Here is a 25,424-nt window from a genome sequence, read left to right as displayed (position 1 = left end):
GGGCGCCTCGGGCGGGGTTTGGGTGTGGGGTCGGTTTGGTTTTTCTAACCCGAATCGCCACTCACGACCCCACGCGGAACCGCGCATAGCGTCATCAATCGAACACCGAGGCCCCGGAAGATGTCCCTTGTGGACAGTCGTGTCCCCTCAACGGAGAGCTCCTCGCCTGCCGCCGGGCAGCGAGCCGATCACGCCATATTGCCTTACCCCTCAATAAAGCCGAGTCTCGCGTGCTCTGAGCCGGAACTCGCGAGTCCCGTGGCCGAGCACGCGAGTCAAGCCTTCTCTTCGCTTTCCACCACGGCGTCGAGCGTCGTCATGATCCAGCCGGGCAACGTGCGGTTGCTGCGTTCGGCCGCGCGTTTCCACTGGCGCATCCGGTCGTCGTCCAGATCGAGGCGCACGCTGGTGGCAGGCCCGTCCTGGGCGGCGCCGCCCGCGTCCGCGCTGTCCTTGATCTGTTTGCGCAGCTCGTTGCGGGACCACGAGAGCTTCTCGGCGAAGCGCAGCCAATGATCCTGTTCGGCCACCGGCAACGCGGCGACTTCGACGTGGTGCTGGAAGCTGAGCGCCGGGCGGCGCCGGGAGAATTCGAACTTCCGCGCGATCCACGAGTAGTTGCGCAGGGTCTGGTAGTCGAGTGAGGTCTTGGCGATCGCGCGCTTGTAGCGGTCGGGGTATTTGTCCTGGCCGTAGACGAGCCAGTCGCCGATCCACCAGCACGACGCGTTCGCGAGATCGGCCAGCCGTTCACCGACGGCACGCCACACCTCCAGCGTCATCTCCTCGGGGAACCGCAGCCCACCGGGTTCGGCCACGGTGGCGGGGTGGATCGAAATCCGTTTCGCGGGGCGGAATCCCTTTTCGGAAGCCGACCGCTGTTCCGGCAAAGCCGAAGTCAGGACTTCCCGATTATTCCGTTGCCTGTGCTGAGCGTATTTCGGGTAATCGAGGTGAGTTTCCGACATGACTGCAACTTACCCAGACAAATGATTTCCGTCCACGGAATGTTGTTCCCGGTCCACGATTCGGACTATCCGACGGAAACGAATCAATCGCACTCTTCGCCACGATGTTCCAGCCGCCGCGCGAACTGCCGCCACATCTCGGCGCATTTGACGGCCGCCTCGATCATCGCGGCGCGGGAATGCGGGGGGACGTTGTCGGCGATGCGCTCCCAGTCCCGCAGGCCGACCCCGTGCGCACCGAGCAGCCGGAGCACGGTCCGGCCTTCCTCGTTGAGCCGCACCGCCGGATCCCGGCTGAGCACACCGAGTTTCGCCATCAGGTCGGCGAGCAGCTCCCGTGCCGTTCGCTCCTCGGCTTCCTCAGCCGGGAAAGCGTGGTCCAGTAAGGACTCTCGCCGGGATCCGGTGCGCTGCCGAGGCGGCACGGGATGCCTCCCCGTGCGCAGCCGTTCCTTCACGTCCCGCGCCGTACCGAGGGCGATCCCCGCCCGCTCGGCGACCTCGCGCAAGGGGGTTCCGGGTTCCCGCGCCAGCAGTTCACCGGCGCGAAGCCTGCCTTCCGCGGCATTGAGCGGCCGATGCCGCCCGTCCCGGCCGACGCGCGTGTTCGACTTCGGAATCTCCACGGTTGAACGCCGCCGGATCGACGCCACGGTCTTTCCGGATATCCCGGCCATGGTGGCGATCAGCTGATCCGACCATTGTGGACTGCTGCGGAGGATCCGCGCCGCGGCGGCGGCGCGATCGGCCTGGGACAGCGGAAGTCCTTGTTCGACGTTCAACCTGACGGCGAGCACGAACGCCTCCGCGTCGGTGCCGTCGAAGAACCGGACGTCGACACAGTGGCGGCCGCACAGGATCGCGGCCCGCAACCGGTGCATGCCGTCGATGACCCGCAGGGTCGACCGCTGGACGACGATCGGCGCCGAAGGCTCGGCCGAGCTCGCGAGTTCCCGGACATAATCCTCGTTGACCCCACCCGATCTCGGGGAATCAGCGGGCAGCAAAAGGGAAACGTCCACCCGCTCGGTCGCGCGATCGATCCGGGACACCAGGCCGGCGTGCTCGTTCGCCCCGATCTCCTCGGCTGCACCGACTCGCACGGATCCCCCGATCTGCGTGTCACCGGCAAGGATTTCCCGGCGAACGCCGTACCCGCGCAGCGGAAGGGCACTCAGCGTCCGAAAAGCGATTCCACCCCAGCGGTATTTTCCGGCCCAGTATTCGGTAATCGAGCGTATCCGCACCGCGACGAAACTGTCAAGTACAGTGGACAGCCAGTGGACACCTCGGTCCGAGACGGCGACGGCCTCGTTGTCGTACGGTACGAGCGGCCGAGGACCACCGAAGACAGAGGGGCCCGCATGAGCAGCGATCCAGCCGGAGACGACGGCCGGTCATGGCTGGCGTCGACGATCAGGACACTGCTCGAAGAGAAGTACGGCCAGGGCCGGGTCCCCGGGGTGCGGAAGATCTCGGCCGACATCGGCGCGGCGAACGGCGGCGAGGCGATCTCCCACGGCCATGTCGGCAACCTCCTGAACGGGACGGCGGGCAATCTGACCGACCGCACGCGGACCCTGCTGGCCACCTTCTTCGGCAAGGATCCCGCCGACTTCCTCCAGCCGACGGGCCGCAGGCGGCCGGATCCTCAGCGGGTGCAGGCCCTCGCCGCCAGGCTGGCCACGTTCGACAGCGCTCAGCTCGCGGCCATCCAGCAAGCGATCGAAATCGTGTCCGCGCGGCCGGACGACGAGACTGCCTAGCCCGTTTGAGGGAGTTTGCCCGCAGCCGGGTTCTCAGCCCCGCCCCAAGATGATCAGATGGACCGGCGATGTCCTCTGTGGGGAAGGGTCAGGACAGCTGATGGCCTCGACGGCGACGGGTACCGCGGCCGCTCTCCTGGTCGACGGCCTGCCCGCGCTCCCGAAGCCGTGGAGTGTCACCGAACTCTGCGCCCGGCTCGAACGACGGCGCGGCAAACGGCTGATCGTGCACCTGCTCGATCTGGCGGCGCTGCCGTCCGGTCTCTGGTACGACGACGGCAGGGCGGACCACATCATCTGCCGCCACGGCATCACCGGCTACCACCGTGATCACGTGATCCTGCACGAGATCTGCCATATGCTCGCCGGGCACGGACCCGCCCTGCCGGGCGCCGACCTCGGCACCGCGATGGCGGAGCACGCCGTCCGGGACCGGTACACCGCGTTCCAGGAAGAGGTCGCCGAAACCTTCGCCTGCAAGACACTGAAGCTGGCGAAGCAACGGCCTTCCCAGCGGAGCCTCATCGAACGCCGAGCCGCGGTTTCGTTCGGCCTCGGCTGATGTTCGACGACGTCGCGCGGCTGGTGCTGCTGATCGTCGTCCTGACGACCTTGGCCGTCCGGGCGCCCTCGCTGCTTCGTGGCGGCCGCGATCAGCGTCCGCTCCTGCTGGTGCTCGCGGTGTTCGCGGCCAGTTCGATCCTCGTGCAGCCGTGGTTCGCGGCCTGGGTGAACCGCATCACCGGCGTCGCCGGGTTCAACAACCTGCTGCAGGGTGTCTGGGGCATCGTCGACATCACCGCCACGCTGACCTTCGTCGTCCACCTCACCCGATCACATCCGCTGCCGAAGCGACGGCGGTTGTGGTGGGGCGGCTGGGCTTCGGTCACCGGCGTGGCGATGATCGCGCTCTTCGCCGCCACTGCGCCGGAGGATCGCTTCACCTCCACAGGCGAATCCCTTCCTTTCGCCGCCTACGCCCTCGTCGCGGCGGCGTACATGATCGGCACGGCGAGTACGGCGGCCTTGCTGCTGTGGCGGCATCTTCCCGCTGTCCGAAGTGGACCGTTGCGGCCGGCGCTGACCATGATCCTGGTCGGCGATCTGGTGATCGTGCCCTTCATGGTGATCCGCACGGTCGAACGGCTGACGCCCGTCCCGTCCTGGCTGCCGACGGCCGCGGTGGCACTGAGCACGATCCGCTTCGTGCTGTTCCCGCTCGGCTGCGTCATCGTGGCACTGGAACCGTTCCGCACGGCCATCCTGTACCGGTACCGGCGCGTCCGGCTGTATCCGTTGTGGCGTTCGCTGCGGGCTTCGACCCCTGAGCTCACCTTGTCGCCGGTGCCTTCGCGCGTCCGGGATCTCTTCGGCACCGGCGACGCCTGGGAAGGCCTGCACCGCCGGGTCATCGAGATCCGGGACAGCATCTTCCAGCTCTACGACACCCGGGTCTGGGGCGAACTGCTCGACCACGCACGGGCTCAGGCACCGTCAGGTGAACCGGAGCCTGCCACCGTCGCCCGGTGGCTCGAAGTCGCGAGACGGACCGCGCTCGGCCCGGCGCCGAAGCTGCACCAGAACCTCGACAAATCCCAGCTCCCCGGGCCGCTCACCGCGGATTCGACTTTGCGCCTCGAGACGCGGTACCTGCTCGACCTGCACCGCGCGCTGCGGTCGGCCCCGGTGCGGGAGTTCGCGGACGGGTTCACCGCGGCGCCCGTCGCCGCCTCACCCGCGGACACGCGCGAGATCGCCTGACACGACGACGGCCCGCACCCCTCGCGAGGTACGGGCCGCCGGTGCCGAGGCGATCAGGAAGCGGGCAACGTCGCCAACCGGGCGTTGATGCGCTCGATGTCGGCGACCGCGGTCTCCTTGCGGGCGCGGATCTTGCCGATCACCGGTTCCGGTGCCTTGTCGATGAAGGCCTGGTTGCCGAGTTTGGCCTCGGCCTGCGCCAGTTCCTTCTCCGCCGCGGCGAGGTCCTTCTGCAGGCGCTTGCGTTCCGCGGCGACGTCGATCGTGCCGGACAGGTCCAGCTCGACGGTGACGACCCCGGCCGACAGCCCGACCTCGATCGACGCGCTCGGCGCGAAGCCGTCTTCCGGCTGGGTGAGCCGGACCAGCGAGCGGATCGGCTCGTCGTGCCCGGTGATCTCGGCGAACCCGTCGCCCGACAGCCGCGCCGCCACCTTCTGGCTGGGCTTGAGCCCCTGGTCGGCACGGAACCGCCGGACCTCGGTGACCAGCTTCTGCACGTCCGCGATCCGCTTGTCGGCGACCGGGTCGGCGTACGAGTCGTCGGCCACCGGCCACGGGGCGATCACCAGCGACTCGCGGCCGGTCAGCGCCGTCCACAGCTTCTCGGTGATGAACGGGATGAACGGGTGCAGCAGCTTCAGCACCGTGTCGAACACGTGCCCCAGCACCGCGCGCGTCGCGGTCACGCGGGCCTCGTCACCCTGGAAGACCTGGACCTTCGACAGCTCCAGGTACCAGTCGCACAGCTCGGTCCAGGTGAACTGGTAGAGCGTGTCGGTGGCCTTGGCGAACTGGTAGTCCGCCAGGTATTCGGTCACGTCCTTCACGACGCCGCCGAGCCTGCCGAGGATCCAGCGATCGGCCTCGGTGAGCTCCGCCGGGGCGGGCAGCGGGGCGTTCGCGTCCGCGCCGTTCATCATGGCGAACTTGGTGGCGTTCCAGAGCTTCGTGGTGAAGTTCCGGGAGCCCGCGACCCATTCCTCGCCGATCGGCACGTCGGTGCCCGGGTTGGCGCCACGGGTGAGGGTGAACCGCAGCGCGTCGGTGCCGTAGCGGTCCATCCACTCGATGGGGTCGACGCCGTTGCCCGCGGTCTTCGACATCTTCTTGCCGTACTGGTCGCGGACCATGCCGTGCAGCGCGATGGTCTTGAACGGCGCCTCGCCGGTGGCGTAGAGACCGAACATCATCATCCGCACGACCCAGAAGAACAGGATGTCGTAGCCGGTGACCAGCACCGACGTCGGATAGAACTTGTTCAGATCCGGGGTCTTCTCCGGCCAGCCGAGGGTCGAGAACGGCCACAGGCCCGAGGAGAACCAGGTGTCGAGGACGTCCGGGTCCTGGGTCCAGCCCTCGCCCGAGGGCGGCTCCTCGTCCGGTCCGACGCAGACGACCTCGCCGTCCGGGCCGTACCAGACCGGGATGCGGTGGCCCCACCACAGCTGGCGCGAGATGCACCAGTCGTGCAGGTTGTCGACCCAGTCGAAGTAGCGCTTCTCCATCTCCGGCGGGTGGACGTTCACCCGGCCGTCGCGCACCGCGTCGCCGGCGGCCTTCGCGAGCGGGCCGACCTTGACGAACCACTGCAGTGAAAGCCGCGGCTCGATCGGCTCCTTCGAGCGCTCGGAGTGCCCGACGCTGTGCAGGTACGGCCGCTTCTCGGCGACGATGCGGCCCTGCTCGCGCAGCTTCTCCCGCACCGCGACACGGGCCTCGAACCGGTCCATGCCGTCGAATTCGGTTCCGGTGCCCTCGATCCGGCCCTGCTCGTCCATGATCGTGATCATCGGCAGGTCGTGGCGCTGGCCGATCTCGAAGTCGTTCGGGTCGTGCGCGGGGGTCACCTTGACCGCGCCGGTGCCGAACTCCGGGTCGACGTGCTTGTCCGCGACGATCGGGATCCGGCGCCCGGTCAGCGGCAGCTCGACCTCGGTGCCGATGAGGTGCGTGTAGCGCTCGTCGTCCGGGTGGACCGCGACGGCGGTGTCGCCGAGCATCGTCTCCATCCGGGTGGTGGCCACGACGATCGCGTTCTCGCCGTCGCCGTACCGCATGGAGACGAGTTCGCCCTCGACCTCCTCGTGCTTCACCTCGGCGTCGGACAGCACCGACCGCAGCTCCGGCGACCAGTTGACCAGCCGCTCGGCGCGGTAGATGAGGCCGTCGTCGAAGAGCTTCTTGAAGATCGTGTTGACGGCCTTGGACAGGCCGTCGTCCATGGTGAACCGCTCACGGGTCCAGTCGACGCCCTCGCCGAGACGCTTCATCTGGGCGAGGATCCGGCCGCCGTGCTCCTGCTTCCACTGCCAGACGCGCTCGACGAAGGCCTCGCGGCCGAGTTCGCGGCGGCTGGTGCCTTCGGCGCGGAGCTGCTTCTCGACCAGGGCGTGGACCGCGATGCTCGCGTGGTCCATCCCCGGCAGGTACAGCGTCTCGTCGCAGAGCATGCGGTGGTAGCGGGTGATGGCGTCGATCAGGGTGTGCTCGAACGCGTGCCCGATGTGCAGCGAACCGGTCACGTTCGGCGGCGGGATGACTACCGTGAACGGCGGCTTGTCCGACGTGGGGTCGGCCGTGAAGTACCCGGCGTCTACCCAAGACTGGTAGAGCGAGGCTTCTTCGTCGGCCGGGTTCCAGGCACCCGGGAGGTCGGTCTGCTGCTGCTGGGCGTTCTCGGTCACAGTTGACAAGTCTACGAACCCCGTCACACGCGTTCCTCACCGGCCGTAACGCCGCGGCGGTCCGGGTAAGGTGGCCAGTGGAATTCGGCGACGAATCACGATCACCCGGGGGATCAGAGCCACATGGACGAAGAAGACCGGCGGATCGAGACCCATCCGGACTTGGTCGACCCGGACTGGCAGAAGCACGCGGAGCTGGACGCCTGGCTCGGCGCGAAGAAGGAACTCAAGAAGAAGCGCCGCAAGCAGCGCAAGGCGGGCGCGGCGGCGGGCGGTTACCGCGAGCCGGGGTCGAGCCGGTGGCCGGGGATCGCCGCGATCGTCGGCCTGATCGTGCTGGTCGCGGCCGCGGTGACGGTGAACGCGGTGCAGACACGCGGGGTCAACGAGACGCCTTGGTTCCCCTACGACGAATCGCAGATCACCCGGCTCGTCACCGACTCCTGATCCCTTCACGCGTGCCACCCCTCGGTCGCGCCGGGGAACGGCAAGGCGCACGATGGAGCCATGACCCGCGAAGCACCCGCGAACGACGTTGACGAAACCCAGCTCGAAGTCGGGAAACCGAAGGGCTGGGCGGCCGGGATCCCCGGGGTCGCCGTCTCCCTGATGCGCGGCATGGAGCAGATGGGCGCCGCGCGCACGGTGAAGACGCTGCGGCTGCTCAACCAGCGCGAGGGCTTCGACTGTCCCGGCTGTGCCTGGCCGGAGCCGCGTGAGGTCGACGGCGAGCACCGCAAGCTCGCGGAGTTCTGCGAGAACGGCGCGAAGGCCGTCGCCGAGGAGGCGACGAAGCGCCGGGTGGGCCGCGAGTTCTTCGCCGAGCACTCCATCCACGACCTGGCGGAGAAGACCGACTACTGGCTCGGCCAGCAGGGCCGGATCACCGAACCGTTCGTGTTGCGCGAGGGCGCGTCGCATTACGAGCCCATCTCCTGGGACGACGCGTTCACCCTGGTCGCGGACGAATTGCGTGCGCTATCGGACCCGAACGAGGCGATCTTCTACACCTCCGGCCGCACCAGCAACGAGGCCGCGTTCCTCTACCAGCTGCTCGTGCGCTCCTACGGCACCAACAACCTGCCGGACTGCTCCAACATGTGCCACGAGTCCTCCGGTGCCGCGCTCGCGGCCACCACCGGGATCGGCAAGGGCTCGGTGTCGCTCGCCGACATCCACAAGGCCGATCTGATCGTGGTGGTCGGCCAGAACCCGGGCACCAACCATCCGCGCATGCTGTCGGCGCTGGAGGAGGCCAAGGGCAACGGGGCCAAGATCATCGCGGTCAACCCGCTGCCCGAAGCCGGCCTGATGCGGTTCAAGAACCCGCAGAACGTCCGCGGTGTGATCGGCAAGGGCACCCCGCTCGCCGACGAATTCGCGCAGATCCGGCTCGGTGGCGACCTCGCGCTGTTCCAGGCGATCGGGCACCTTTTGCTGCAGTGGGAGCAGGAGACCCCTGGCACGATCGTCGACCGGGCGTTCGTCGAGTCGTCCACCGAGGGCTTCGAGGACTACGCGAAGCACCTGCGGGAGATCGACTGGTCCGAGGTCGGCGCCGCGACCGGGTTGCCGCGTGAGCAGATCGAGCGGCTGGCGCGAATGATCGCGACCTCGGAGCGGACCATCTACTGCTGGGCGATGGGCCTGACCCAGCACAAGCACGCGGTGCAGACGATCTCCGAGATCTCCAACCTGGCGCTGGTGCGCGGCATGATCGGCGAACCGGGCGCGGGACTGTGCCCGGTGCGCGGGCACTCCAACGTCCAGGGCGACCGGACGATGGGCATCTGGGAGAAGATGCCGGAGTCGTTCATGGACAGGCTCGACGACGAGTTCGGCATCAAGGTCCCGCGCGAGCACGGCTACGACACCGTGGCCGCGATCCGCGCGATGCGGGACGGCAAGGGCAAGGTCTTCTTCGCCGTCGGCGGCAACTTCGCCTCCGCCACGCCGGACACCGAGCTGACCGAGAAGGCGCTCAGGTCCTGCTCGCTGACCGCGCACGTGTCGACGAAGCTCAACCGCTCGCACGTCGTCCCCGGCAAGACGGCGCTGATCCTGCCCACCCTCGGCCGCACCGAACGCGACACGCAGGCGGGCGGCGATCAGTTCGTCACCGTCGAGGACTCGATGTCGCAGGTGCACACCTCACGCGGACGGCTGGCCCCGGCCAGCGAGCAACTGCTTTCCGAGGTCGCGATCATCTGCCACCTCGCGGAAGCCCTGCTCGGTTCCGGGCACGCCGTGCCGTGGCGGGACTTCCACCGCGACTACGACCTCATCCGCGACCGGATCGCCCGCGTCGTCCCCGGCTGCCACGACTACAACGCCCGCGTCCGCGAGCCAGACGGGTTCGTCCTCCCGCACGCGCCGCGCGATTCCCGGCAGTTCAACGGGACGGCCAACGGCAAGGCGAACTTCACCGTCTCCGAACTCGAGTACCCGCGAGTGCCCGAAGGCAGGCTGCTGCTGCAGACGATGCGCAGCCACGACCAGTACAACACCACGATCTACGGCCTTTCCGACCGCTACCGCGGGATCGAGGACGCCCGGCGCGTGGTGCTGGTCAACCCCGGCGACCTGGTCTCGCTCGGGCTGACCGACGGCGCGATGGTCGATCTGGTCTCGGAATGGCGCGACGGCGACCGCCGGGCGCCGCGGTTCCGGGTGGTCTCCTATCCGACCGCGCCGGGCTGCGCCGCGGCGTACTTCCCCGAGGCGAACGCCTTGGTGCCGCTGGATTCGGTGGCGGACAAGTCGAACACCCCGGTGTCGAAGGCGATCGTGGTGCGGCTGGAGCCGATTTCCTGACCTTCAGGGTCGTGAGTGGCTCGCTGCGGTTTCGCGTGGGTCCGGGTGGTCGGGGGTGGCGGGGTTCGGGGTGGTCTGCAAGGACGGACTGCAGGCGGCACCCCGCGCGCGGCGGGGGGTGTGGGGGGCGGTGGGGTTTGGGGGGGGCCGGGGTGGCTGTTCGGCGCCTTGGGGTTAACACCCCCAACCCCCCACCCACGACCAGCCCGACCCACGCCTCACCCGCGCTGCCGCGTGCAGTCAGTCGATGCAGCCCGCGGTGTCGGGGGTGATCGGCTGGTCGGCCTGCGCGCCGGCCGCTCCCCCGCCCGCCGAGACTCCCGGTCCTTTGTAGACCTGGCCGAGCACGACCTCGACATGGCCTGCCGCGACCGAATCGGCTTTCTGGACGTCCAGTCCGCCGAGCAGCTTCGCGATCTCCGCGGCGGGCCCGGCGGCGTCGCTGAACCGGACGACGGAGGTCCGGCGCCCGGCCTCGGCCTTGGTTTCCCCCTTGGCGAAGCCCTTCTCTCCCACCACATCCGCGACGCGGGCGGCGAGACCGTCCTTGCCGCTGGCGTTGACGACGTCGACCGTGGGCCCGGCGGGCGCCTGCGAGGTGGCGGCGGGCGGGGCACCGATCAGCGAGGCGGCGAAGGCGCGCACCTGGGCGGGATCCACCTGCACGGCGGTCCATGTGGGGTGTTTCGGGTCGTAGCGGTAGTCGGGGTTGACCACCGGAACCGTTTCGAAGGCGATACCGCCGCCGGAGACACCACGCATCTGGCGCACGAAGTCGAGCAGGTCCCACGAACTGTCGAGGATGACCGAACGCTTCACCGCGCCGATCAGTTCGGAGACCCGGGCGGGATTGGTCAGTGTTCCACTGGAGAGGGTCTGTTTCGCCAGCCCGGCGAGGAACACCTGCTGACGGCGCACGCGATCGAGGTCGCTGCGGGGCAGGTTCTTGCGCTGGCGGACGAAGGCGAGCGCGTCCGCGCCCTGGATCGTCTGCCGTCCGGCGGGGAAGTCCGCACCGGAGTCACGGTCCTTGGTCGCCTTGTTCAGGCATACTTCGACCCCGCCGACGGCCTTGCTGATCTCGTAGAAGCTCAGCAGGTTGACCTCGGCGAAGTGGTCGATCTTGATCCCGGCGAGCTCCTCGACCGCCTTCAGGGTCGCCTTCCGCGCGGCGGTGATCGCCTGTTTGTCGATCTCGGCCTTGTCGGTTTTGCCCTGCTTGCGCAGTTCGCTCGCCACCGCGAATTTGGTCCGGCCGAAGATCTCGTTGATCTTGCTCTTGTCCTTCCCGCCCGGTTGCGTGACCCAGGAGTCCCGCGGGATGGAGAACGCCTTCACCGCCTGCTGCCCGTTGGGGATGCGCAGCACGATCAGCGTGTCGGTCAGGTCGTCGCCGTTCGCGCCCGCCCGCAGTTCGCGCAGGATCTCCGGCGACAGCGGGTTACCCTGCTGGTCGGTCCGCGAATCGCGGCCGACCAGGAGGATGTCCAGCGACCCGTCGGCGGGCCGCTCCCCCGGTTCCGGCGCGTCGATCACGTCTTCGCGGGTGACGCCGTCCAGCGAGGTGAACGTCGTGTATCCGTAAGCGGTCCCACCGAAAACGCCCACCGCGAGCGCGGCGACGAGGACCTTCCCCAGCTTGTGCACCTCCTTAAGACGCGCGAGAGGCCACCACTGCTGCAGAAGTGATCCACTTCACATCCGCAGATACGAGGCCCCGTTCAGGTCGAGGATCGTCCCCGACGCCCAGGTGGCCTCGGCGGAAGCGAGGTAGCGCACCGCGGCCGCGACCTCCTCCGGCGTGCCGACCCGGCCGAACGGGCTCTGCCCGCGCAGTGTCTCGCCGCTCTCGCCTTCGAGACGGACGGCGACCCGGTCGGTGGCGGTGAACCCGGGCGCGACCGAGGTCACGGCGATCCCGTGCGGAGCGAGGGAGACCGCGAGCGACTGCCCGAGCGAGTGGAGCGCGGCCTTGCTCGCCCCGTACGCCGGATGGTCGGGCTCGCCCTTGAAGGCTCCTCGCGACCCGATGTTGACGACCCGGCCCGGGGCGCCGCGCGCGATCATGTGCCGCGTGACGCAATAGGTCACGTTCGCGGTGCCGAGCAGGTTGACCTCGACCGTCCGCCGCCAGATCCGCTGCCAGTCCGCATAGGACACCTCGGCGACCGGATGGGCCGTCTCGGGCGACGTCGCGACGGCGGCGTTGTTCACCAGCACGTCGACTCCGTCCACAAGGGACTCCGCCTCGTCCGCGATCCGTTGCGCCACCTCGGGATCCGCGAGGTCGCCCTGGACGAGCCCGTGGCCGTCACCCGGCAGCCCGCCGAAGGTCCGCTCGGCGTCCTCCCGGTTGCCGGCGTAATGGACGACGACGCGCTCGCCCTGTTCCGCGAAAGCACGGGCGATCGCCCGGCCGATGCCACGCGACGCCCCGGTCACCAGTACACCCACGGGCCGAACCCTACGCGGGTCAGCCTCCGAAGAGTTGGACCACCTTCCGGAACAGTTCGTAGACGCCGTAGGCGAACGGGAGCGCCACCCACAGCCAGGCCAGCACCATCAAACCGGTGCGGCGGCGCTCGGGAGCCTGTTCGGTCATCGGGTCTCACTCCTCACGGCCGCGCCGGTCGAACCCGGCTCGTGGAATTTCGGGTTGACCGGCCGCACCAGTTCGTTGGCCACGAAGCCGACGACCAGCAGGCCGATCATGATGAACAACGACGTCGTGTAGAGGTCGGGGCCGACCTTGCCCGCCGCCTTCTGGCTGTCGGCGATGGCGTTGACGATGAGCGGCCCGAGCACCCCCGCCATCGACCACGCGGTCAGCAGCCTGCCGTGGATCGCCCCCACCTGGTAGGTGCCGAAGAGGTCCTTCAGGTACGCCGGGACGGTCGCGAAGCCGCCGCCGTAGAAGGACAGGATCAGCATGGCGCACAGGACGAACACGAGCTTCGAGGCGTTGGTGGTCAACGCGATCACGAGGTACAGCAGGGCACCGGCGCCGAGGTAGAGCCGGTAGATGTTCTTGCGCCCCACCAGGTCCGAAGTGGACGACCAGACGAACCGGCCGAGCATGTTGGTCAGCGAGAGCAGTGCGACGAACCCGGCCGCCGCCCCGGCGCCGACCGGTGTCGAGGTCTCACGGAAGAAGTCCGCGATCATCGGCGACGCCTTCTCCAGGATGCCGATCCCCGCGGTCACGTTGAAGCACAGGACCACCCAGAGACACCAGAACTGCGGTGTCCTGATGGCGTTGCGCGCCGACACGTTCGCGGTGGTGATCATCGCGTTGCCGTGCTCGGTCTTCGGCTCCCAGCCTCGGGGCTTCCAGTCGTCGGCCGGCACCCGGATCAGCAGGATGCCGAGACTCATGAAGACGGCGTAGACCAGGCCGTGCACGAGGAACGCGGTCGCGACCGTCCCGATCGACCACGGCGCCGTGCCCAGCATCTGCGCCGACCACGGGGAGGCGATCAGCGCGCCGCCGCCGAAGCCCATGATCGCGATCCCGGTGGCCATCCCCGGGCGGTCCGGGAACCATTTGATCAGCGTCGACACCGGCGAGATGTAGCCGATCCCGAGTCCGATGCCGCCGATCCCGCCCCAGCCGAGGACCACGAGCCAGTACTGCGAAGTCGCCACGCCGAGCGCGGAGAGCAGGAAGCCCGAGCTGAAGCAGACCATCGAGACGAACATCGCCCAGCGCGGTCCGTTGCGCTCGACCAGCGTCCCGCCGAAGGCCGCCGAGAGCCCGAGCATCACGATGCCGAGCTGGAACGGGAGCGCGCTCTGCGTGCCGGTGAGGCCGAGGGTCTTCTCAAGCGGTGGTTTGAAGACGCTCCACGCGTACGCCTGCCCGATGGACAGATGGACCGCCAGCGCGGCGGGCGGCACCAGCCAGCGGCTCCAGCCGGGTGGCGCGACGATGCGGGAACGGTCCAGGAAGCCGACAGCCATCCGGCGCCTCCGTACTCTGGGGATGTGCAGTGGGAATGTATTACTTAATTCCCGACGTTGCAGTAGCCAGGTGTCGAATGACCGGTCAGAAGGGTGGACAAGTGGGCAGGGTGACGGTGCGCCGTCCGGTGCGGAAGATCTCCGCGAACCGTGACGTGCGACGGCCCGACGCGCTGGCGGCCGAAGAACCGCTGGAGATCCGGGTCGGTGGCAAGGCACTCGCGGTCACCATGCGGACACCCGGTAACGACGTCGAACTGGCGCACGGGTTCCTCTTGTCCGAGGGGGTGCTCGCCGCCCGCGAGGACGTGGCTGTCGCCCGGTACTGCGACGGCGTCGACGATCAGGGCCGCAACACCTACAACGTGCTGGACGTCGCGCTGGCCGAAGGGGTCGCCCCACCGGAGACCGGGATCGAGCGCAACTTCTACACGACGTCCTCATGCGGCGTCTGCGGCAAGGCCGCGCTCGACGCCGTCAAGCTGCGAAGCCGGTTCTCGCCGGAGAAGTCCGAGTTCGCGGTGAGCACCGACGTCCTGTCGAAGCTCCCGGACACGTTGCGCACGCACCAGAAGGTCTTCGCCAGCACCGGCGGGCTCCACGCGGCCGCCCTGTTCGACGCCGAGGGGAACCTCGCCGTCGTCCGGGAGGACGTCGGCAGGCACAACGCCGTCGACAAGGTGCTCGGCTGGGCGTTGCAGGAAGGCCGCATCCCCGCGGCGGACACCGGTCTGCTGGTGTCCGGCCGCGCCTCGTTCGAACTGGTGCAGAAGGCGGCCATGGCCGGCATCGGCCTGCTCGCGGCCGTTTCCGCGCCGTCGTCGCTGGCCGCGGAACTGGCCGAGGAGAACGGCATGACCCTCATCGGTTTCCTGCGGGACGACAGCATGAACCTCTACACCGGCGAGCACCGCGTACTCGGGCTCGACTGACTTCAGGCACCCACCCAGTTCCCATGGAAGCCGTTCGGCACCCGGTCCGGCAGATGGACGGCGCCGACGGTCTCCAGCGTCCCCGCGTCCAGGATCGTGAGGTCGCTCTTGGCCGTCGCGGCGTCGTAGACGAACCCCATCAGCACGCCGTCGTCCTCGGCGGCGTCCACAGAGGACGGTACGAAGACGAACTCCCCCACCTGAGCGCCGTCGCCGAATTCCCGGCGCTGGACCGATCGCTTCCCCAGGTCGTGCTTGAGCAGTGCGCCGGAGGACGCCGATCCGTCCCCTGTGGACACCGAGTAGCCGAACCGGTGCGGGCGTCCGACCAGCCGCTCGTCGACACGCGGGAACTCCTGCCCCTGGTCGTCGAGGCGTTCCTCGATCACCTTGCCCACGTTCAGGTCGACGGTCCAGCGGTCCAGGGTCGGCGGTCCCTCGGCGGGCCCGCGCAGTTCGCTGTCGAACATCTTGGGATGCCGGACGACGTCGAGCACGACGCTGTCGCCGTCGTCGTAGGCGTTCATCGGATGGAACACATAGCATGGCTCGACCTCGAACCAGCGGACGTCGCCGTTGCCGCCTTCCCTCGGCATGACCCCGATCCGCGCCGGGTACTTCGGGTTCCACCGGTACGGGAAGTCCGCGTTCCCCTGGATGCGCTGGCGCAGCCTCGCGGTGACGGGATCCGGCACCTTCACCTTGCCCAAGAGCGCGGACATCACCAGCCGGGCCGGGGTCCGCAGGAACGACGGGACGGACGCGGCGACGGCCTCTTCGACCTCGAAGGTGACCGGCAGGTCGTAGAAGACGACGTGTTTCTCGGTCAGGGAGAAGTCGTGCATCATCGGTGAACCGGTGACCTCGATGTCGACCTTGCGCCGCGCGCGGCCCTTGGCGTCGATCACCGAGTACTGGACCTTGTTGCCCCAGCCGAAGAAGTAGGACACGGCGTGGAGTTCGCCGGTCTCCGGGTCACGTTTGGGGTGGGCGGTGTAGCCGCCGGGCAGGGTGCCGTCGAAGTCGCAGGCGCCGACGGTGTCGAGCTCGTCGGTCAGTTCGAAGTTCGTGGGTCCGCCCTCGATCAGCGCGAGGGTCTTGCCCGCGTGCCCGATCACGTTGGTGTTGGCGCCGAGGGAGGAGATCCCGGCGGTCGGGCCGCCCGGCCAGCGCTCGCCGAGCCTCGCCGACATCCCCGGGGTGCGGACCCAGCGGTTGCGATACCACTCGGCGCGACCGTCGCGCAGCCGGACGCCGTGCACCATCCCGTCGCCCGTGAACCAGTGATAGGTCGCCGGATCCACTTCGGACAGCGGATTCGGCCCGTTCCGCAGATAACGCCCGTCGAGGTACTCCGGGATGTGGCCGGTGACGCTCAGTTCGGTGATCGTGTGCTCTCGGCTGACCGGGGCGAAGTTGCCCTGGAGGAACTTGTTGCCCATCACAGGCCCCCTAGCGATGAATATAACACGGTTATGGATACATTTATAACAGGGTTATGGAATACTGGCAAGCATGTCCCCGAAGCCGGCAGCCACCGAGGTCAAGGCCAAGCTGATCGACGCGGCGATCCGGCTGCTCTCGACGGGCGGCCCCGAGGCGCTCCAAGCCCGCAAGGTGGCCGCCGAGATCGGTGCGTCGACCATGGCCGTCTACACCCACTTCGGCGGGATGGGCGCGCTCGTGGACGAGGTCGCGCGCGAAGGATTCCTGCGGCTCTCGGCGAACCTGGGCGAGGTCGCCGAAACCGACGACCCGGTCGCCGACGTCCTCACCCAGGCCCTGGTGTACCGGCGGACAGTGGTGGAGAACCCCCAGCTCTACGCGGTGACCTTCGGCCAGAGCCTGCCCAGCGGGCACAAGGCGGCGCTCGGCGACCTGACCGACGAGGCGACCCACCAGAACCTCAGCGAAGAGGGCATCGAAGCCTTCGACCACCTCGTCCGCGCCGCGGCGCGGACGATCAAGGCCGGCCGGTTCCGCCCCGCCCCGGCGTTCGCCGTCGCCGCCCAGCTCTGGAGTGCCGTGCACGGGTACGTCACGCTGGAGGTCGCCGGCCATTTCGGCGACGGCGAGAATGGTGTGGACCACATCCTGATCCCCCTCGCCATCGCGCTCGGCGTGGGCCTCGGCGACACTTTCGAGGCCGCGACACGCTCGGCTCAGGTCTCGATCGAGTCATGGCGCGCGAAGGAAGGAAACGACGGCACCTGATCCGGCGATACCCCGGTCACAGGTCGGTGACACGTGCAACCTTCGCGCGGAAGCGCACGTCTGACCTGGTAGAAGAACAACGGGGGAACGGGGACGGGTGAACGACGACGAGCAGGGGCAGACCACGCTGCCGGGGGTGCAAGGCGCCCGACGGTGGCTGAGCCGTCGTTCCGTCCTGATCGCCGGTGCCTCCGGTCTCGGCGTCGCGGGTCTCGCCGCCGGAACGGCCAGCGGGGCCCTGCCGTTCAGCGAAGCGCTCCAGCGAGCACTCGGCGTCGCTTCGCCGACCCCGGCGACCCAGCTGGGCAGCCCCCGCGTCGAACGCGTCTACTCCGAAGCCCGCGGACGTGAAGTCGATCTCGTGCTGATGCTGCCGACCAAGGCCCCGCCCAAGGGCCTGCCGATGTCGCTGATGCTGCACGGTCTCCACGGCACCGCCCGGCACGCGGCCCCCACCGGACTGCTCAAACAACTCGGCAGCGAGGTCGCCCGCAAGGCGGTGCCCCCGTTCGGGTTCGTCGCGGTCGACGGCGGCGACCACTACTGGCACGAGAACCAGCCCGGCGACAACCCGATGGCGATGCTGCTCGAAGAGGTCCCCCGCTGGCTGGCCGCCCGCGGCCTCGGTGGCCGGGACGGTCTGCCGTTCGCCGCCACCGGGCTGTCGATGGGCGGCTTCGGCGCGCTGCTCTACACCCGGCGCCGCCTGGAACGCCGTCGCCCGCCCGCCGCGGTCGCGGCGCTCGCGCCCGCGCTGATCACGTCGTGGGCGGAGATGAGCAAACGGCGCGCGTTCCGCGACGCCGCCGACTGGAACGCGCTGGACCCGTTGCGCCATATCGACATCACCAAGAAGGTGCCCACCGGGATCTGGTGCGGTACCGAAGACCCGTTCATCGGCGGGGTGCGGAAGTTCATCTCCGAAGCGCGGCCCGTGGTCGCGCACACCGCGCGCGGCAAGCACGGCGACGCCTTCAACCGAACGGTCGTGCCGAGCCTGATCGCCTTCCTCGGCAAACACGTCCCGAAGAACTCCTAGAATTGCGCGTCTCGCCGGCGAGACGCGCAATTCTAACGCAGAAGCCCGCCCATTTCAGCTTCTCGACATTAACCGTGCACCCGTTTTTCCCGGATACAGTCGGAGCCGGACGGCGAGTACCGAGAAAAGCGAAGGGCTCTCTGATGACCAAAGCGCTCGACACGTACGAAATCACGTACGACGTGAACAACCGGTTCAAGGACTACCCCCAGCACAAGATCAAGGTGCACGCCTCCCCGGACGAGATGGAAACCTTCGTGCGGGACGGCTACCTGGTGCGCCGGAACTTCATCCCGCAGGACTGGGTCGAAGACTTCGGCGCCGCTCTCGAAGAGATCATCGAAGAGGACAAAGGCAAGCCGAAAGCCGAGGTGTACGAAGGAAACGGGCTCTACTTCCGCCGTCTGCTCGAGCGGAACGAGACCTTCCACCGGCTGATCAAGTACGACCCCGCGCTGTCGGTCGCCCGCGCGCTGCTCGGACCGCAGGTTTCGTTCTATGTCGAGTCACGGGTGGCGCTGGCGAATGTGGCCGACGCCGGCGTCGCGTGGCATTACCACATGGCGGTGATCCCGGATCCGCTTCCGCCATTCTTCTGCTATCCGCACACCGTTCAGGGACTCATCTATCTCGACGAGATCGGCGACAAGGAAGGACCGCTGTCGGTCATTCCGGGCAGTCACATCGACAACGATCCTCGCCGCGAATACGACGGCACATATGACGAGCACCCGGACGAGGTCAAGCTGAAGTTCAGCCCCGGTGACTGTGTACTCATGCACGGGAACCTGTGGCACAAGACGACCCCCACCGCCCCGGATTGCGGACGGCGGCGGCTCGTTCTCTTCGGCTACGCGCCCACCTGGCTCAACGACGACACCGAGCACATCGGCAGCGAGACCGACTCCACGCTGCTCGACCAGTTGCGGGCCACTGACCCCGAGGTCGACGAACTGCTCGCGGGCCGCAGCCTGTTCATCTGAGCGCCGGCCCCGCTCAGCCGCCATCGCGACCGCGGTGGCGGCCAGGCCGCGTTCAGACGCGGAAGTAGATCCTCGTGACGGTGGAACCCGGCCTGCGGTACTGCCGGACCAGATCGGCGACCTGGTTCACCAGCACCAGGCCACGACCGCCGATCTGCCCCGGGGTGGCAGGCCGCCTGCCTGCCAGCGGGTCGCTCAACGTGCCTTCGTCGATGACCTCGCAGAGCACGTGCTCCCCGTCGTTCCAGATGCGGACGACGCCGTGGCCCGAACCGTGCAGCACGCTGTTGGCGGACAGTTCCGCGACGGCGAGCACGAGATCCTCCACCCGGTCCGGCCCGAGCCCGCTCTCCTCGGCGCGGGCCTGCGCGAAGTGGCGGACCGCGGAGAGCCTGGCGAGGTCGAAACGGAAAGCGTCGGCCCGCCGCGGCTCGGGCAGCGGCAGGTTGTACTTGTCGACGACCGCGTCCGGGGCGTAGTCCGCACTCGGGCGATCCCCCTCGGTACCGGAGAGGATCGGATGGGTCCGCTGGGCGTCGGCCAGGACGTCGTCGTCGAGCCGGTTCCGGTCGTACGGGCACAGGATGCTGAGGTCGCGGTCGCCGAAAGCGAAGTTGATCAGCGCTTCGTGCTGGGCGCACGCCGGATACTCCACGGCCGACCGCCCGGCCCAGATCGGCTCGCCGATGATCCGGACCGGCCCCGGCCGGGTGTCCGCGAACGCGAGGAGCACGCCGGGAAGGATGCGGCCAGGGTTGCGGCCCGCTTCGGTCATGTCGATGAGTTCGACTTCGGCGGCCGCATCGCCCAAAGCGTCTTCGATGAGCGTCAGGTTGGGGCCCGGGACGGCCACGGCGACGGGCTCGTCGAGCTTCAGGCCCTCCAAGATGTACGGAACCGTTCCGTCCAGGTACTCGGAGTCACCGGAGTAGAGCAGACCCACATGCGAGAAGGGCCCCGCGGTGAGTGTCACGGTCTCGTCTTACCCCGTTGGAGGGTTTCTGAAACCCCGCTAACGGAGGGAAATCCGAAAACGGGCCGGGCCGATCAGCCGAGCCAGCGTCCCGCCATCGAGATCAACCAGAATCCGGCGAGCGTCGCAGCGGTGAACAATCCCGTCCAGGCGACGAGCGCACGGTTCGTCTCCGCGCTCCGCGCCGCCTTGATCCGGATGAGCGCGTAGCCCGATACGGCGAACAACGGCAGCGGGATCAGCGGCAGCGGCGACAGCCGGACGACACCTGCCACCAGGCAGGTCGCCACCAGCACACCCAGTGTGATGGTCAGCGCGCGCGGGATCCACGGGTGCCCGCGATAGGCCCCGATGACGATGCGTTCGGTGAGCTCGACGAGTCCCCTGACCTCGCGCGGACTCGCGGCTGCCAGCTCTGGAGCCTCGTTCTCGTCCTTCGTGGAAGTCAGCGGCACCTTCGCATCCTATCTCGGCCGGGTCCCCGGCCGGACGCGACCGGAGAAACCGATGCCCCGGCCGGAGGGATCCGGCCGGGGCATCGGTGACGACAGCGCGCTGCGCGAAAGCCGCCGCTCAGGCGGACTTCTCGCCGCGCTCGCTGCTGCGACGGCGTGACGGCTGACGCGCCACGATCGTCGGGTTCACGTTCTCGCGGACGGTCTGCTCGGTGATGACGACCTTCGCGACGTCGTCGCGGCTGGGGATGTCGTACATGACCGGCTGCAGGACCTCTTCCATGATCGCGCGCAGGCCGCGGGCGCCGGTGCCGCGAAGCACGGCCTGGTCGGCGATGGCCTCGAGCGCGTTCTTGGTGAACTCCAGCTCGACGTTGTCCATCTCGAAGAGCTTCTTGTACTGCTTCACCAGCGCGTTGCGCGGCGTGGTCAAGATGCTGACCAGCGATTCCTTGTCCAGGTGGGTCACCGTGGCCACGACCGGGAGCCGACCGATGAACTCCGGGATCAACCCGAACTTGATCAGGTCCTCCGGCATCGTGTCGGAGAAGATGTCGCTCTCGTCGATCTCGGCCTTGGTGCGGATCTCCGCGCCGAAGCCGAGGCCGCGCTTGCCGACCCGCTCGTTGATGATCTTTTCCAGCCCGGCGAACGCACCGGCCACGATGAACAGCACGTTCGTCGTGTCGATCTGGATGAACTCCTGGTGCGGATGCTTGCGGCCGCCCTGCGGCGGCACCGAGGCGGTGGTGCCTTCGAGGATCTTCAGCAGCGCCTGCTGGACACCCTCACCGGACACGTCGCGGGTGATCGACGGGTTCTCCGACTTCCGGGCGATCTTGTCGACCTCGTCGATGTAGATGATGCCCGTCTCGGCCCGCTTGACGTCGTAATCCGCCGCCTGGATCAGCTTGAGCAGGATGTTCTCGACGTCCTCGCCCACGTAACCGGCTTCGGTGAGCGCCGTGGCGTCCGCGATCGCGAACGGGACGTTCAGCATCTTCGCCAGCGTCTGGGCCAGGTAGGTCTTGCCACAGCCTGTCGGCCCGAGCATGAGGATGTTGGACTTCGCCAGTTCGACGGTCTCGTCCTTGGAATCCTTCGGCCCGGCCTTGTCGTCCGACTGCACGCGCTTGTAGTGGTTGTACACCGCCACGGCGAGCGAACGCTTCGCGTCGTCCTGGCCGATGATGTACTGCTCGAGGAACTCGTGGATCTCGGCGGGTTTGGGCAGCTCGTCGAGCTTGACCTCACCGGCCTCGGCCAGTTCTTCCTCGATGATCTCGTTGCAGAGATCGATGCACTCATCGCAGATGTAGACCCCAGGGCCGGCAATGAGCTTCTTCACCTGCTTTTGGCTCTTGCCGCAGAAAGAACATTTCAGCAGGTCGCCGCCGTCACCGATCCGTGCCATGGCCGTTGACCTCGTCCCCTCCGGCGCACTCTTCACGCCTGAACTGCACGCCTGCGCTGGTGCGCCTGCACTGTTGCGCCTGACTCTCGTACCGCCCCGGTCACGGATGACCGCTCGGAGCCTCACTCATTGCCACTGACGGTACCCGCCCGATGCCGCCGGCGGGAGAACCAACGTCACATCTGAGCACGCCAGAAGCTGACCTTAGACCAGGGATCCGGTGCGTGTCGTCTCCCGACACGCACCGGCCCCGTCCGCGATCAGCTGCTCGAAGCCTTCCGGTACTCGAGCACCTCGTCGACGATCCCGTACGCCTTGGCCTCGTCGGCCGTCAGGATCTTGTCGCGCTCGATGTCCTTCTTGACGTCGTCGGCGTCCTTGTTCGTGTGCTTGGCCAGGATGACCTCCATCTGGCGGCGCACCCGCTGGATCTCGTTGGCCTGGATCTCCAGGTCCGACACCTGGCCGTAGGTGCCCTCGGTGGCGGGCTGGTGGATCAGCACGCGCGAGTTCGGCAGCGTGAATCGCTTGCCGGGGGTACCGGCCGCCAGCAGCACCGCGGCGGCCGAAGCGGCCTGTCCGATGCACATGGTGACGATGTCGGGACGGACGTACTGCATCGTGTCGTAGATCGCCATCAGCGCGGTGAACGAGCCACCGGGCGAGTTGATCAGGATCATGATGTCGCGGTCCGGGTCCTCGTGCTCGAGGTGCAGCAGCTGGACCATCACGTCGTTCGCCGACGCGTCGTCGATCTGCACGCCGAGCATGATCTGACGCTCTTCGTAGAGCTTGTTGTACGGGTTCGACTCCTTGATGCCGTAGCTGGTGCGCTCGACGTAGGAGGGCAGGACGTACCGCGACTGCGGCAGCTGGAGCCGCGACTGCGGTCCCTGGGCCTGCGACCCGATCGGAAGCTGGAAGTTGCTCATTGGAATTCTCCTGTGTGCCGGCGCGGATCAGCGGTTGGGAAGCGGGTTCTCGCGCGTGAGGACCTGGTCGACGAAGCCGTAGTCCTTCGCCTCCTGCGCGGTGAACCAGCGGTCGCGGTCGCCGTCCTTGACGATCTGCTCGACCGTCTGACCGGTCTGCTCGGCCGTGATCTTGGCGAGCTCCTGCTTCCACTTGCCGAACACCTCGGCCTGGATGGCGATGTCGGAGGCGGTACCGCCGACGCCGGCCGAGGGCTGGTGCATGAGGATGCGCGCGTGCTGCAGCGCGTACCGCTTGCCGGGTGTGCCGGAGGACAGCAGGAACTGCCCCATCGACGCGGCCAGGCCCATCGCGTAGGTCGCGACGTCCGGGCGGATCAGCTGCATGGTGTCGTAGATCGCGAAACCCGCGGTGACCGAGCCACCGGGCGAGTTGATGTAGAAGCGGATGTCCGACTCGGAGTCGTCTGCGTCGAGCAGCAACAACTGGGCGGTGATCCGGTTCGCGACCTCGTCGTTGACCTCGGAGCCGAGGACGACGATGCGTTCCTGGAGCAACCGCTCGAAGACCGAGTCGGTGAGGTTGAGCCCTGCGGTACCGGTCCGCGCCTCGGGCGTGTGCTGCGTCACGTCTGCCTGCCTTTTCGCCGACGGCGGCGTGGCCGTGCCTCGCCGCCGCTGTTGTGTCCAGATGCTGCGTGTCCAGATGCTGTTGCCGTCTCCAGATGCTGAAGATCTTGCAACCGACCCTAACGAACTTGGGCGGTGCAGAATGCCTGACACCGCCCAAGTTCGCTTACAGCTTTACGGTCCTTTTTTCCGCGGACCGGGTATTCCCTACTCGGCCGCAGTCTTCGCGGTCTCTTCGGTGACCTGCGTCTCCTCGGCTGCGGGGCCGAAGAGCTCTTCGAGGTCGACAGCGGTGCCGGAAGCGTCGGTCACGGTGGTCTTGCGGACCACCGAGGCCAGCGCCTTGCCACGGCGGACGTCGGCGTAGATCGCGGTCAGCTGACCGGACTGCTGCGCCCGCTGGACGTACTCGTCCGGGCTGACGCCGAAACGCTGCGCCTGGTAGATGATCCGCTCGGTGAGCTCGCCGTCGTTGACCGACGTCTGCTCGGCGTCGGCGATGCTGTCCAGCAGAAGCTGGGTGCGGACCGCCTTCTCCGACTCCTCGCGAACCTCGGTGTCGAACTCTTCGAGGGTGCGGCCTTCGGCTTCGAGAGCCTTGGCGAACTGCGCCTCGTCGTGGTCGAACGGGTGGATCGCGTCGTGCTTGCGGTTCTCGATCTCGGCCTCGAGGACCTTCTCCGGGATCGCGACCTCGGTGCGCTCGAGCAGTTCCTCGAGGACCTTGTCACGCGCCTGGACGCCCTGCTGCATCTTCTTGACGCGGCCGAGACGCTCGCGAAGGTCGGCCTTCAGCTCGTCGATCGTGTCGAACTCGCTCGCCATCTGGGCGAACTCGTCGTCCGCCTCGGGCAGCTCGCGCTGCTTGATGGTCTGCACGGTGACGGTGACCTCGGCGTCCTTGCCCGCGTGCTCGCCGGCGACCAGCTTCGTGGTGAAGGTCTTGGTCTCGCCCGCGTTCGCGCCGATGATCGCGTCGTCGATGCCGTCGACGAGCTGGCCGGAGCCGATCTCGTAGGACAGTCCGGTGGTCGAGGCCTCCTCGACCTCCTGGCCGTCGACGGTGGCCGCGAGGTCGATCGAGACGAAGTCGCCGTTCTCGGCAGGCCGGTCGACACCGGTCAGCGTGCCGAAGCGGGCGCGCAGCTCGTCGAGCTGCTCGTCGACCTCGGCGTCGGTCAGTTCGACGTCGTCGACGCTGACCGAGAAGCCTTCGAGGTCGGGCAGCGAGATCTCCGGGCGGACGTCGACCTCGGCGGTGAACTCGAGCACCTCACGGTCCTCGAGCTTGGTCACCTCGAACTCGGGCTGGCCCAGCGTGCGGACCTCGCCCGCGCGCACGGCTTCCATGTACTTGGCCGGAATGACCTCGTTGACGACCTCGTCGAGCACCGGGGCTCGCCCGATCCGGCTTTCCAGCACGCGAGCCGGCGCCTTGCCCGGACGGAAGCCGGGGATGCGCACCTGCTGGGCGATCTTGCGGTAGGCGCGGTCGAAGTTCGGCTTGAGCTCGTCGAACGGCACCTCGACATTGATCTTGACTCGCGTCGGGCTGAGCTGCTCGACGGTGCTCTTCAACGTATTCTCCTCGAGCGGTAAACGATGTGATTGAGCATCCGCATGTGGTGCACAGCGGATGTCCCCTGGTCGCCTTGCAGACCGGGCCGTCCGAGTCTAGGCCCCGCGGATCGTCGGCCCGGGTCCGGGGCCGCCCCAGCGCCTCCGGACCCCTCGCCCCCGGCCCATCACAGGTTTCGGCCGCCGTCCGCCGAACCGGCCGCGGACCACCCGATCGGATCAGTTTTCGGTTCTTCTCTGTTACGAAGCGGCCCTTTCCTGGACACGGATGCGGGCCACACTTCACCATCGGGCGCTTCCACGAGGTGTTTCAGCAGG

Annotated in this window: 23 protein-coding genes; 9 read left to right on the top strand and 14 right to left on the bottom strand. The window is 68.0% G+C overall.

Annotated features, from left to right (window positions below; all coding sequences use genetic code 11):
* Positions 1–275: 275 nt before the first annotated feature.
* Together ACZ5ZX_RS37090 and ACZ5ZX_RS37085 are read right to left on the bottom strand one after the other, a co-directional pair.
* Positions 276–968: an LmbU family transcriptional regulator gene (locus tag ACZ5ZX_RS37090; protein ID WP_465506649.1), complete on the bottom strand. Its 693-nt coding sequence runs from the start codon at positions 966–968 to the stop codon at positions 276–278.
* 83 nt (positions 969–1,051) lie between these two features.
* The gene (locus ACZ5ZX_RS37085) at positions 1,052–2,071 is read right to left on the bottom strand and encodes a ParB/RepB/Spo0J family partition protein (RefSeq protein ID WP_465506648.1); all 1,020 of its coding nucleotides are present in this window, start codon (positions 2,069–2,071) and stop codon (positions 1,052–1,054) included.
* 261 nt (positions 2,072–2,332) lie between these two features.
* Here ACZ5ZX_RS37085 and ACZ5ZX_RS37080 point away from each other — a divergent pair, with 261 nt between their 5' ends.
* The 3 genes from ACZ5ZX_RS37080 (at position 2,333) to ACZ5ZX_RS37070 (ending at position 4,495) form a co-directional block, all read left to right on the top strand.
* Positions 2,333–2,734: a hypothetical protein gene (locus ACZ5ZX_RS37080; RefSeq protein ID WP_465506647.1), complete on the top strand. Its 402-nt coding sequence runs from the start codon at positions 2,333–2,335 to the stop codon at positions 2,732–2,734.
* A gap of 100 nt (positions 2,735–2,834) precedes the next feature.
* Positions 2,835–3,296, top strand: a complete 462-nt coding sequence (locus tag ACZ5ZX_RS37075; protein WP_465506646.1) for a hypothetical protein — start codon at positions 2,835–2,837, stop codon at positions 3,294–3,296.
* Positions 3,296–4,495: an MAB_1171c family putative transporter gene (locus tag ACZ5ZX_RS37070; protein ID WP_465506645.1), complete on the top strand. Its 1,200-nt coding sequence runs from the start codon at positions 3,296–3,298 to the stop codon at positions 4,493–4,495. The genes ACZ5ZX_RS37075 and ACZ5ZX_RS37070 overlap by 1 nt, the downstream gene beginning before the upstream one ends.
* A gap of 53 nt (positions 4,496–4,548) precedes the next feature.
* Here the strand turns inward: ACZ5ZX_RS37070 and ACZ5ZX_RS37065 are convergent, their stop codons facing one another.
* Positions 4,549–7,182 carry a valine--tRNA ligase gene (locus ACZ5ZX_RS37065; RefSeq protein ID WP_465506644.1) on the bottom strand — a complete coding sequence of 878 codons (2,634 nt, stop codon included), beginning with the start codon at positions 7,180–7,182 and terminating at the stop codon, positions 4,549–4,551.
* 123 nt (positions 7,183–7,305) lie between these two features.
* On the opposite strand from ACZ5ZX_RS37065, the gene ACZ5ZX_RS37060 reads away from it, so the two are divergent.
* A complete protein-coding gene (locus ACZ5ZX_RS37060) occupies positions 7,306–7,629 on the top strand; it encodes a hypothetical protein (RefSeq protein WP_465506643.1) in 324 nt (107 codons plus the stop codon).
* A gap of 60 nt (positions 7,630–7,689) precedes the next feature.
* Positions 7,690–9,996, top strand: a complete 2,307-nt coding sequence (locus ACZ5ZX_RS37055) for an FdhF/YdeP family oxidoreductase (protein WP_465506642.1) — start codon at positions 7,690–7,692, stop codon at positions 9,994–9,996.
* 240 nt (positions 9,997–10,236) lie between these two features.
* Here the strand turns inward: ACZ5ZX_RS37055 and ACZ5ZX_RS37050 are convergent, their stop codons facing one another.
* From ACZ5ZX_RS37050 to ACZ5ZX_RS37035, 4 genes are read right to left on the bottom strand one after another with little or no spacing between them, the layout of a single operon-like run.
* Entirely contained in the window at positions 10,237–11,643 is a 1,407-nt protein-coding gene (locus ACZ5ZX_RS37050; RefSeq protein WP_465506641.1) for an LCP family protein, read from the bottom strand.
* Positions 11,644–11,691: 48 nt separating this feature from the next.
* Complete coding sequence (locus tag ACZ5ZX_RS37045; protein ID WP_465506640.1) at positions 11,692–12,450, bottom strand: SDR family NAD(P)-dependent oxidoreductase; 759 nt, start codon at positions 12,448–12,450, stop codon at positions 11,692–11,694.
* Positions 12,451–12,469: 19 nt separating this feature from the next.
* Positions 12,470–12,598, bottom strand: a complete 129-nt coding sequence (locus ACZ5ZX_RS37040) for an MFS transporter small subunit (protein WP_256376525.1) — start codon at positions 12,596–12,598, stop codon at positions 12,470–12,472.
* Positions 12,595–13,956, bottom strand: coding sequence for an L-lactate MFS transporter (locus ACZ5ZX_RS37035; protein WP_465506639.1), 1,362 nt, complete (start codon positions 13,954–13,956; stop codon positions 12,595–12,597). The genes ACZ5ZX_RS37040 and ACZ5ZX_RS37035 overlap by 4 nt, the downstream gene beginning before the upstream one ends.
* 101 nt (positions 13,957–14,057) lie before the next feature.
* On the opposite strand from ACZ5ZX_RS37035, the gene fdhD reads away from it, so the two are divergent.
* Positions 14,058–14,888, top strand: coding sequence for a formate dehydrogenase accessory sulfurtransferase FdhD (gene fdhD, locus ACZ5ZX_RS37030; RefSeq protein WP_465506638.1), 831 nt, complete (start codon positions 14,058–14,060; stop codon positions 14,886–14,888).
* 2 nt (positions 14,889–14,890) lie between these two features.
* Here fdhD and ACZ5ZX_RS37025 read toward each other — a convergent pair whose 3' ends face one another.
* Positions 14,891–16,330: a carotenoid oxygenase family protein gene (locus ACZ5ZX_RS37025; protein WP_465506637.1), complete on the bottom strand. Its 1,440-nt coding sequence runs from the start codon at positions 16,328–16,330 to the stop codon at positions 14,891–14,893.
* Between the two features lie 73 nt (positions 16,331–16,403).
* Here ACZ5ZX_RS37025 and ACZ5ZX_RS37020 point away from each other — a divergent pair, with 73 nt between their 5' ends.
* From ACZ5ZX_RS37020 to ACZ5ZX_RS37010, 3 genes are all read left to right on the top strand, one after another.
* Positions 16,404–17,102 carry a TetR/AcrR family transcriptional regulator gene (locus ACZ5ZX_RS37020; RefSeq protein WP_465506636.1) on the top strand — a complete coding sequence of 233 codons (699 nt, stop codon included), beginning with the start codon at positions 16,404–16,406 and terminating at the stop codon, positions 17,100–17,102.
* 97 nt (positions 17,103–17,199) lie between these two features.
* Positions 17,200–18,141, top strand: a complete 942-nt coding sequence (locus ACZ5ZX_RS37015) for an alpha/beta hydrolase (protein WP_465506635.1) — start codon at positions 17,200–17,202, stop codon at positions 18,139–18,141.
* Positions 18,142–18,284: 143 nt separating this feature from the next.
* Positions 18,285–19,124: a phytanoyl-CoA dioxygenase family protein gene (locus ACZ5ZX_RS37010; RefSeq protein WP_465506634.1), complete on the top strand. Its 840-nt coding sequence runs from the start codon at positions 18,285–18,287 to the stop codon at positions 19,122–19,124.
* Between the two features lie 52 nt (positions 19,125–19,176).
* On the opposite strand, the gene ACZ5ZX_RS37005 is transcribed toward ACZ5ZX_RS37010, so the two are convergent.
* The 6 genes from ACZ5ZX_RS37005 to tig all read right to left on the bottom strand — a co-directional run bounded on the left by ACZ5ZX_RS37005 (position 19,177) and on the right by tig (position 25,106).
* On the bottom strand, positions 19,177–20,097 hold the full coding sequence (locus ACZ5ZX_RS37005; protein WP_465506633.1) for an anti-sigma factor RsbA family regulatory protein: 921 nt from the start codon (positions 20,095–20,097) through the stop codon (positions 19,177–19,179).
* A 74-nt stretch (positions 20,098–20,171) separates the two neighbouring features.
* Positions 20,172–20,552, bottom strand: coding sequence for a hypothetical protein (locus ACZ5ZX_RS37000; protein WP_465506632.1), 381 nt, complete (start codon positions 20,550–20,552; stop codon positions 20,172–20,174).
* Positions 20,553–20,670: 118 nt separating this feature from the next.
* Positions 20,671–21,966, bottom strand: a complete 1,296-nt coding sequence (clpX, locus tag ACZ5ZX_RS36995) for an ATP-dependent Clp protease ATP-binding subunit ClpX (protein WP_061988908.1) — start codon at positions 21,964–21,966, stop codon at positions 20,671–20,673.
* Between the two features lie 260 nt (positions 21,967–22,226).
* On the bottom strand, positions 22,227–22,898 hold the full coding sequence (locus ACZ5ZX_RS36990) for an ATP-dependent Clp protease proteolytic subunit (protein ID WP_037310762.1): 672 nt from the start codon (positions 22,896–22,898) through the stop codon (positions 22,227–22,229).
* Between the two features lie 27 nt (positions 22,899–22,925).
* Positions 22,926–23,528: a ClpP family protease gene (locus tag ACZ5ZX_RS36985; protein WP_037310765.1), complete on the bottom strand. Its 603-nt coding sequence runs from the start codon at positions 23,526–23,528 to the stop codon at positions 22,926–22,928.
* 207 nt (positions 23,529–23,735) lie between these two features.
* Positions 23,736–25,106, bottom strand: a complete 1,371-nt coding sequence (tig, locus tag ACZ5ZX_RS36980; RefSeq protein WP_465506631.1) for a trigger factor — start codon at positions 25,104–25,106, stop codon at positions 23,736–23,738.
* Between the last annotated feature and the right edge of the window lie 318 nt (positions 25,107–25,424).

The organism is Amycolatopsis sp. NPDC033938 (genome assembly GCF_055575975.1).
Note: the sequence above shows the minus strand (reverse complement) of the source record. Positions and strands in the feature narration are given on the sequence as shown.

Bases quoted from the DNA above. Each gene is read 5' to 3' on its own strand.
- ACZ5ZX_RS37090 (WP_465506649.1), bottom strand. From the start codon at position 968: ATGTCGGAAACTCACCTCGATTACCCGAAATACGCTCAGCACAGGCAA.
- ACZ5ZX_RS37080 (WP_465506647.1), top strand. From the start codon at position 2,333: ATGAGCAGCGATCCAGCCGGAGACGACGGCCGGTCATGGCTGGCGTCG.
- ACZ5ZX_RS37075 (WP_465506646.1), top strand. From the start codon at position 2,835: ATGGCCTCGACGGCGACGGGTACCGCGGCCGCTCTCCTGGTCGACGGC.
- ACZ5ZX_RS37070 (WP_465506645.1), top strand. From the start codon at position 3,296: ATGTTCGACGACGTCGCGCGGCTGGTGCTGCTGATCGTCGTCCTGACG.
- ACZ5ZX_RS37060 (WP_465506643.1), top strand. From the start codon at position 7,306: ATGGACGAAGAAGACCGGCGGATCGAGACCCATCCGGACTTGGTCGAC.
- ACZ5ZX_RS37055 (WP_465506642.1), top strand. From the start codon at position 7,690: ATGACCCGCGAAGCACCCGCGAACGACGTTGACGAAACCCAGCTCGAA.
- ACZ5ZX_RS37040 (WP_256376525.1), bottom strand. From the start codon at position 12,598: ATGACCGAACAGGCTCCCGAGCGCCGCCGCACCGGTTTGATGGTGCTG.
- ACZ5ZX_RS37035 (WP_465506639.1), bottom strand. From the start codon at position 13,956: ATGGCTGTCGGCTTCCTGGACCGTTCCCGCATCGTCGCGCCACCCGGC.
- ACZ5ZX_RS37025 (WP_465506637.1), bottom strand. From the start codon at position 16,330: ATGGGCAACAAGTTCCTCCAGGGCAACTTCGCCCCGGTCAGCCGAGAG.
- ACZ5ZX_RS37020 (WP_465506636.1), top strand. From the start codon at position 16,404: ATGTCCCCGAAGCCGGCAGCCACCGAGGTCAAGGCCAAGCTGATCGAC.
- ACZ5ZX_RS37010 (WP_465506634.1), top strand. From the start codon at position 18,285: ATGACCAAAGCGCTCGACACGTACGAAATCACGTACGACGTGAACAAC.
- clpX (WP_061988908.1), bottom strand. From the start codon at position 21,966: ATGGCACGGATCGGTGACGGCGGCGACCTGCTGAAATGTTCTTTCTGC.
- ACZ5ZX_RS36990 (WP_037310762.1), bottom strand. From the start codon at position 22,898: ATGAGCAACTTCCAGCTTCCGATCGGGTCGCAGGCCCAGGGACCGCAG.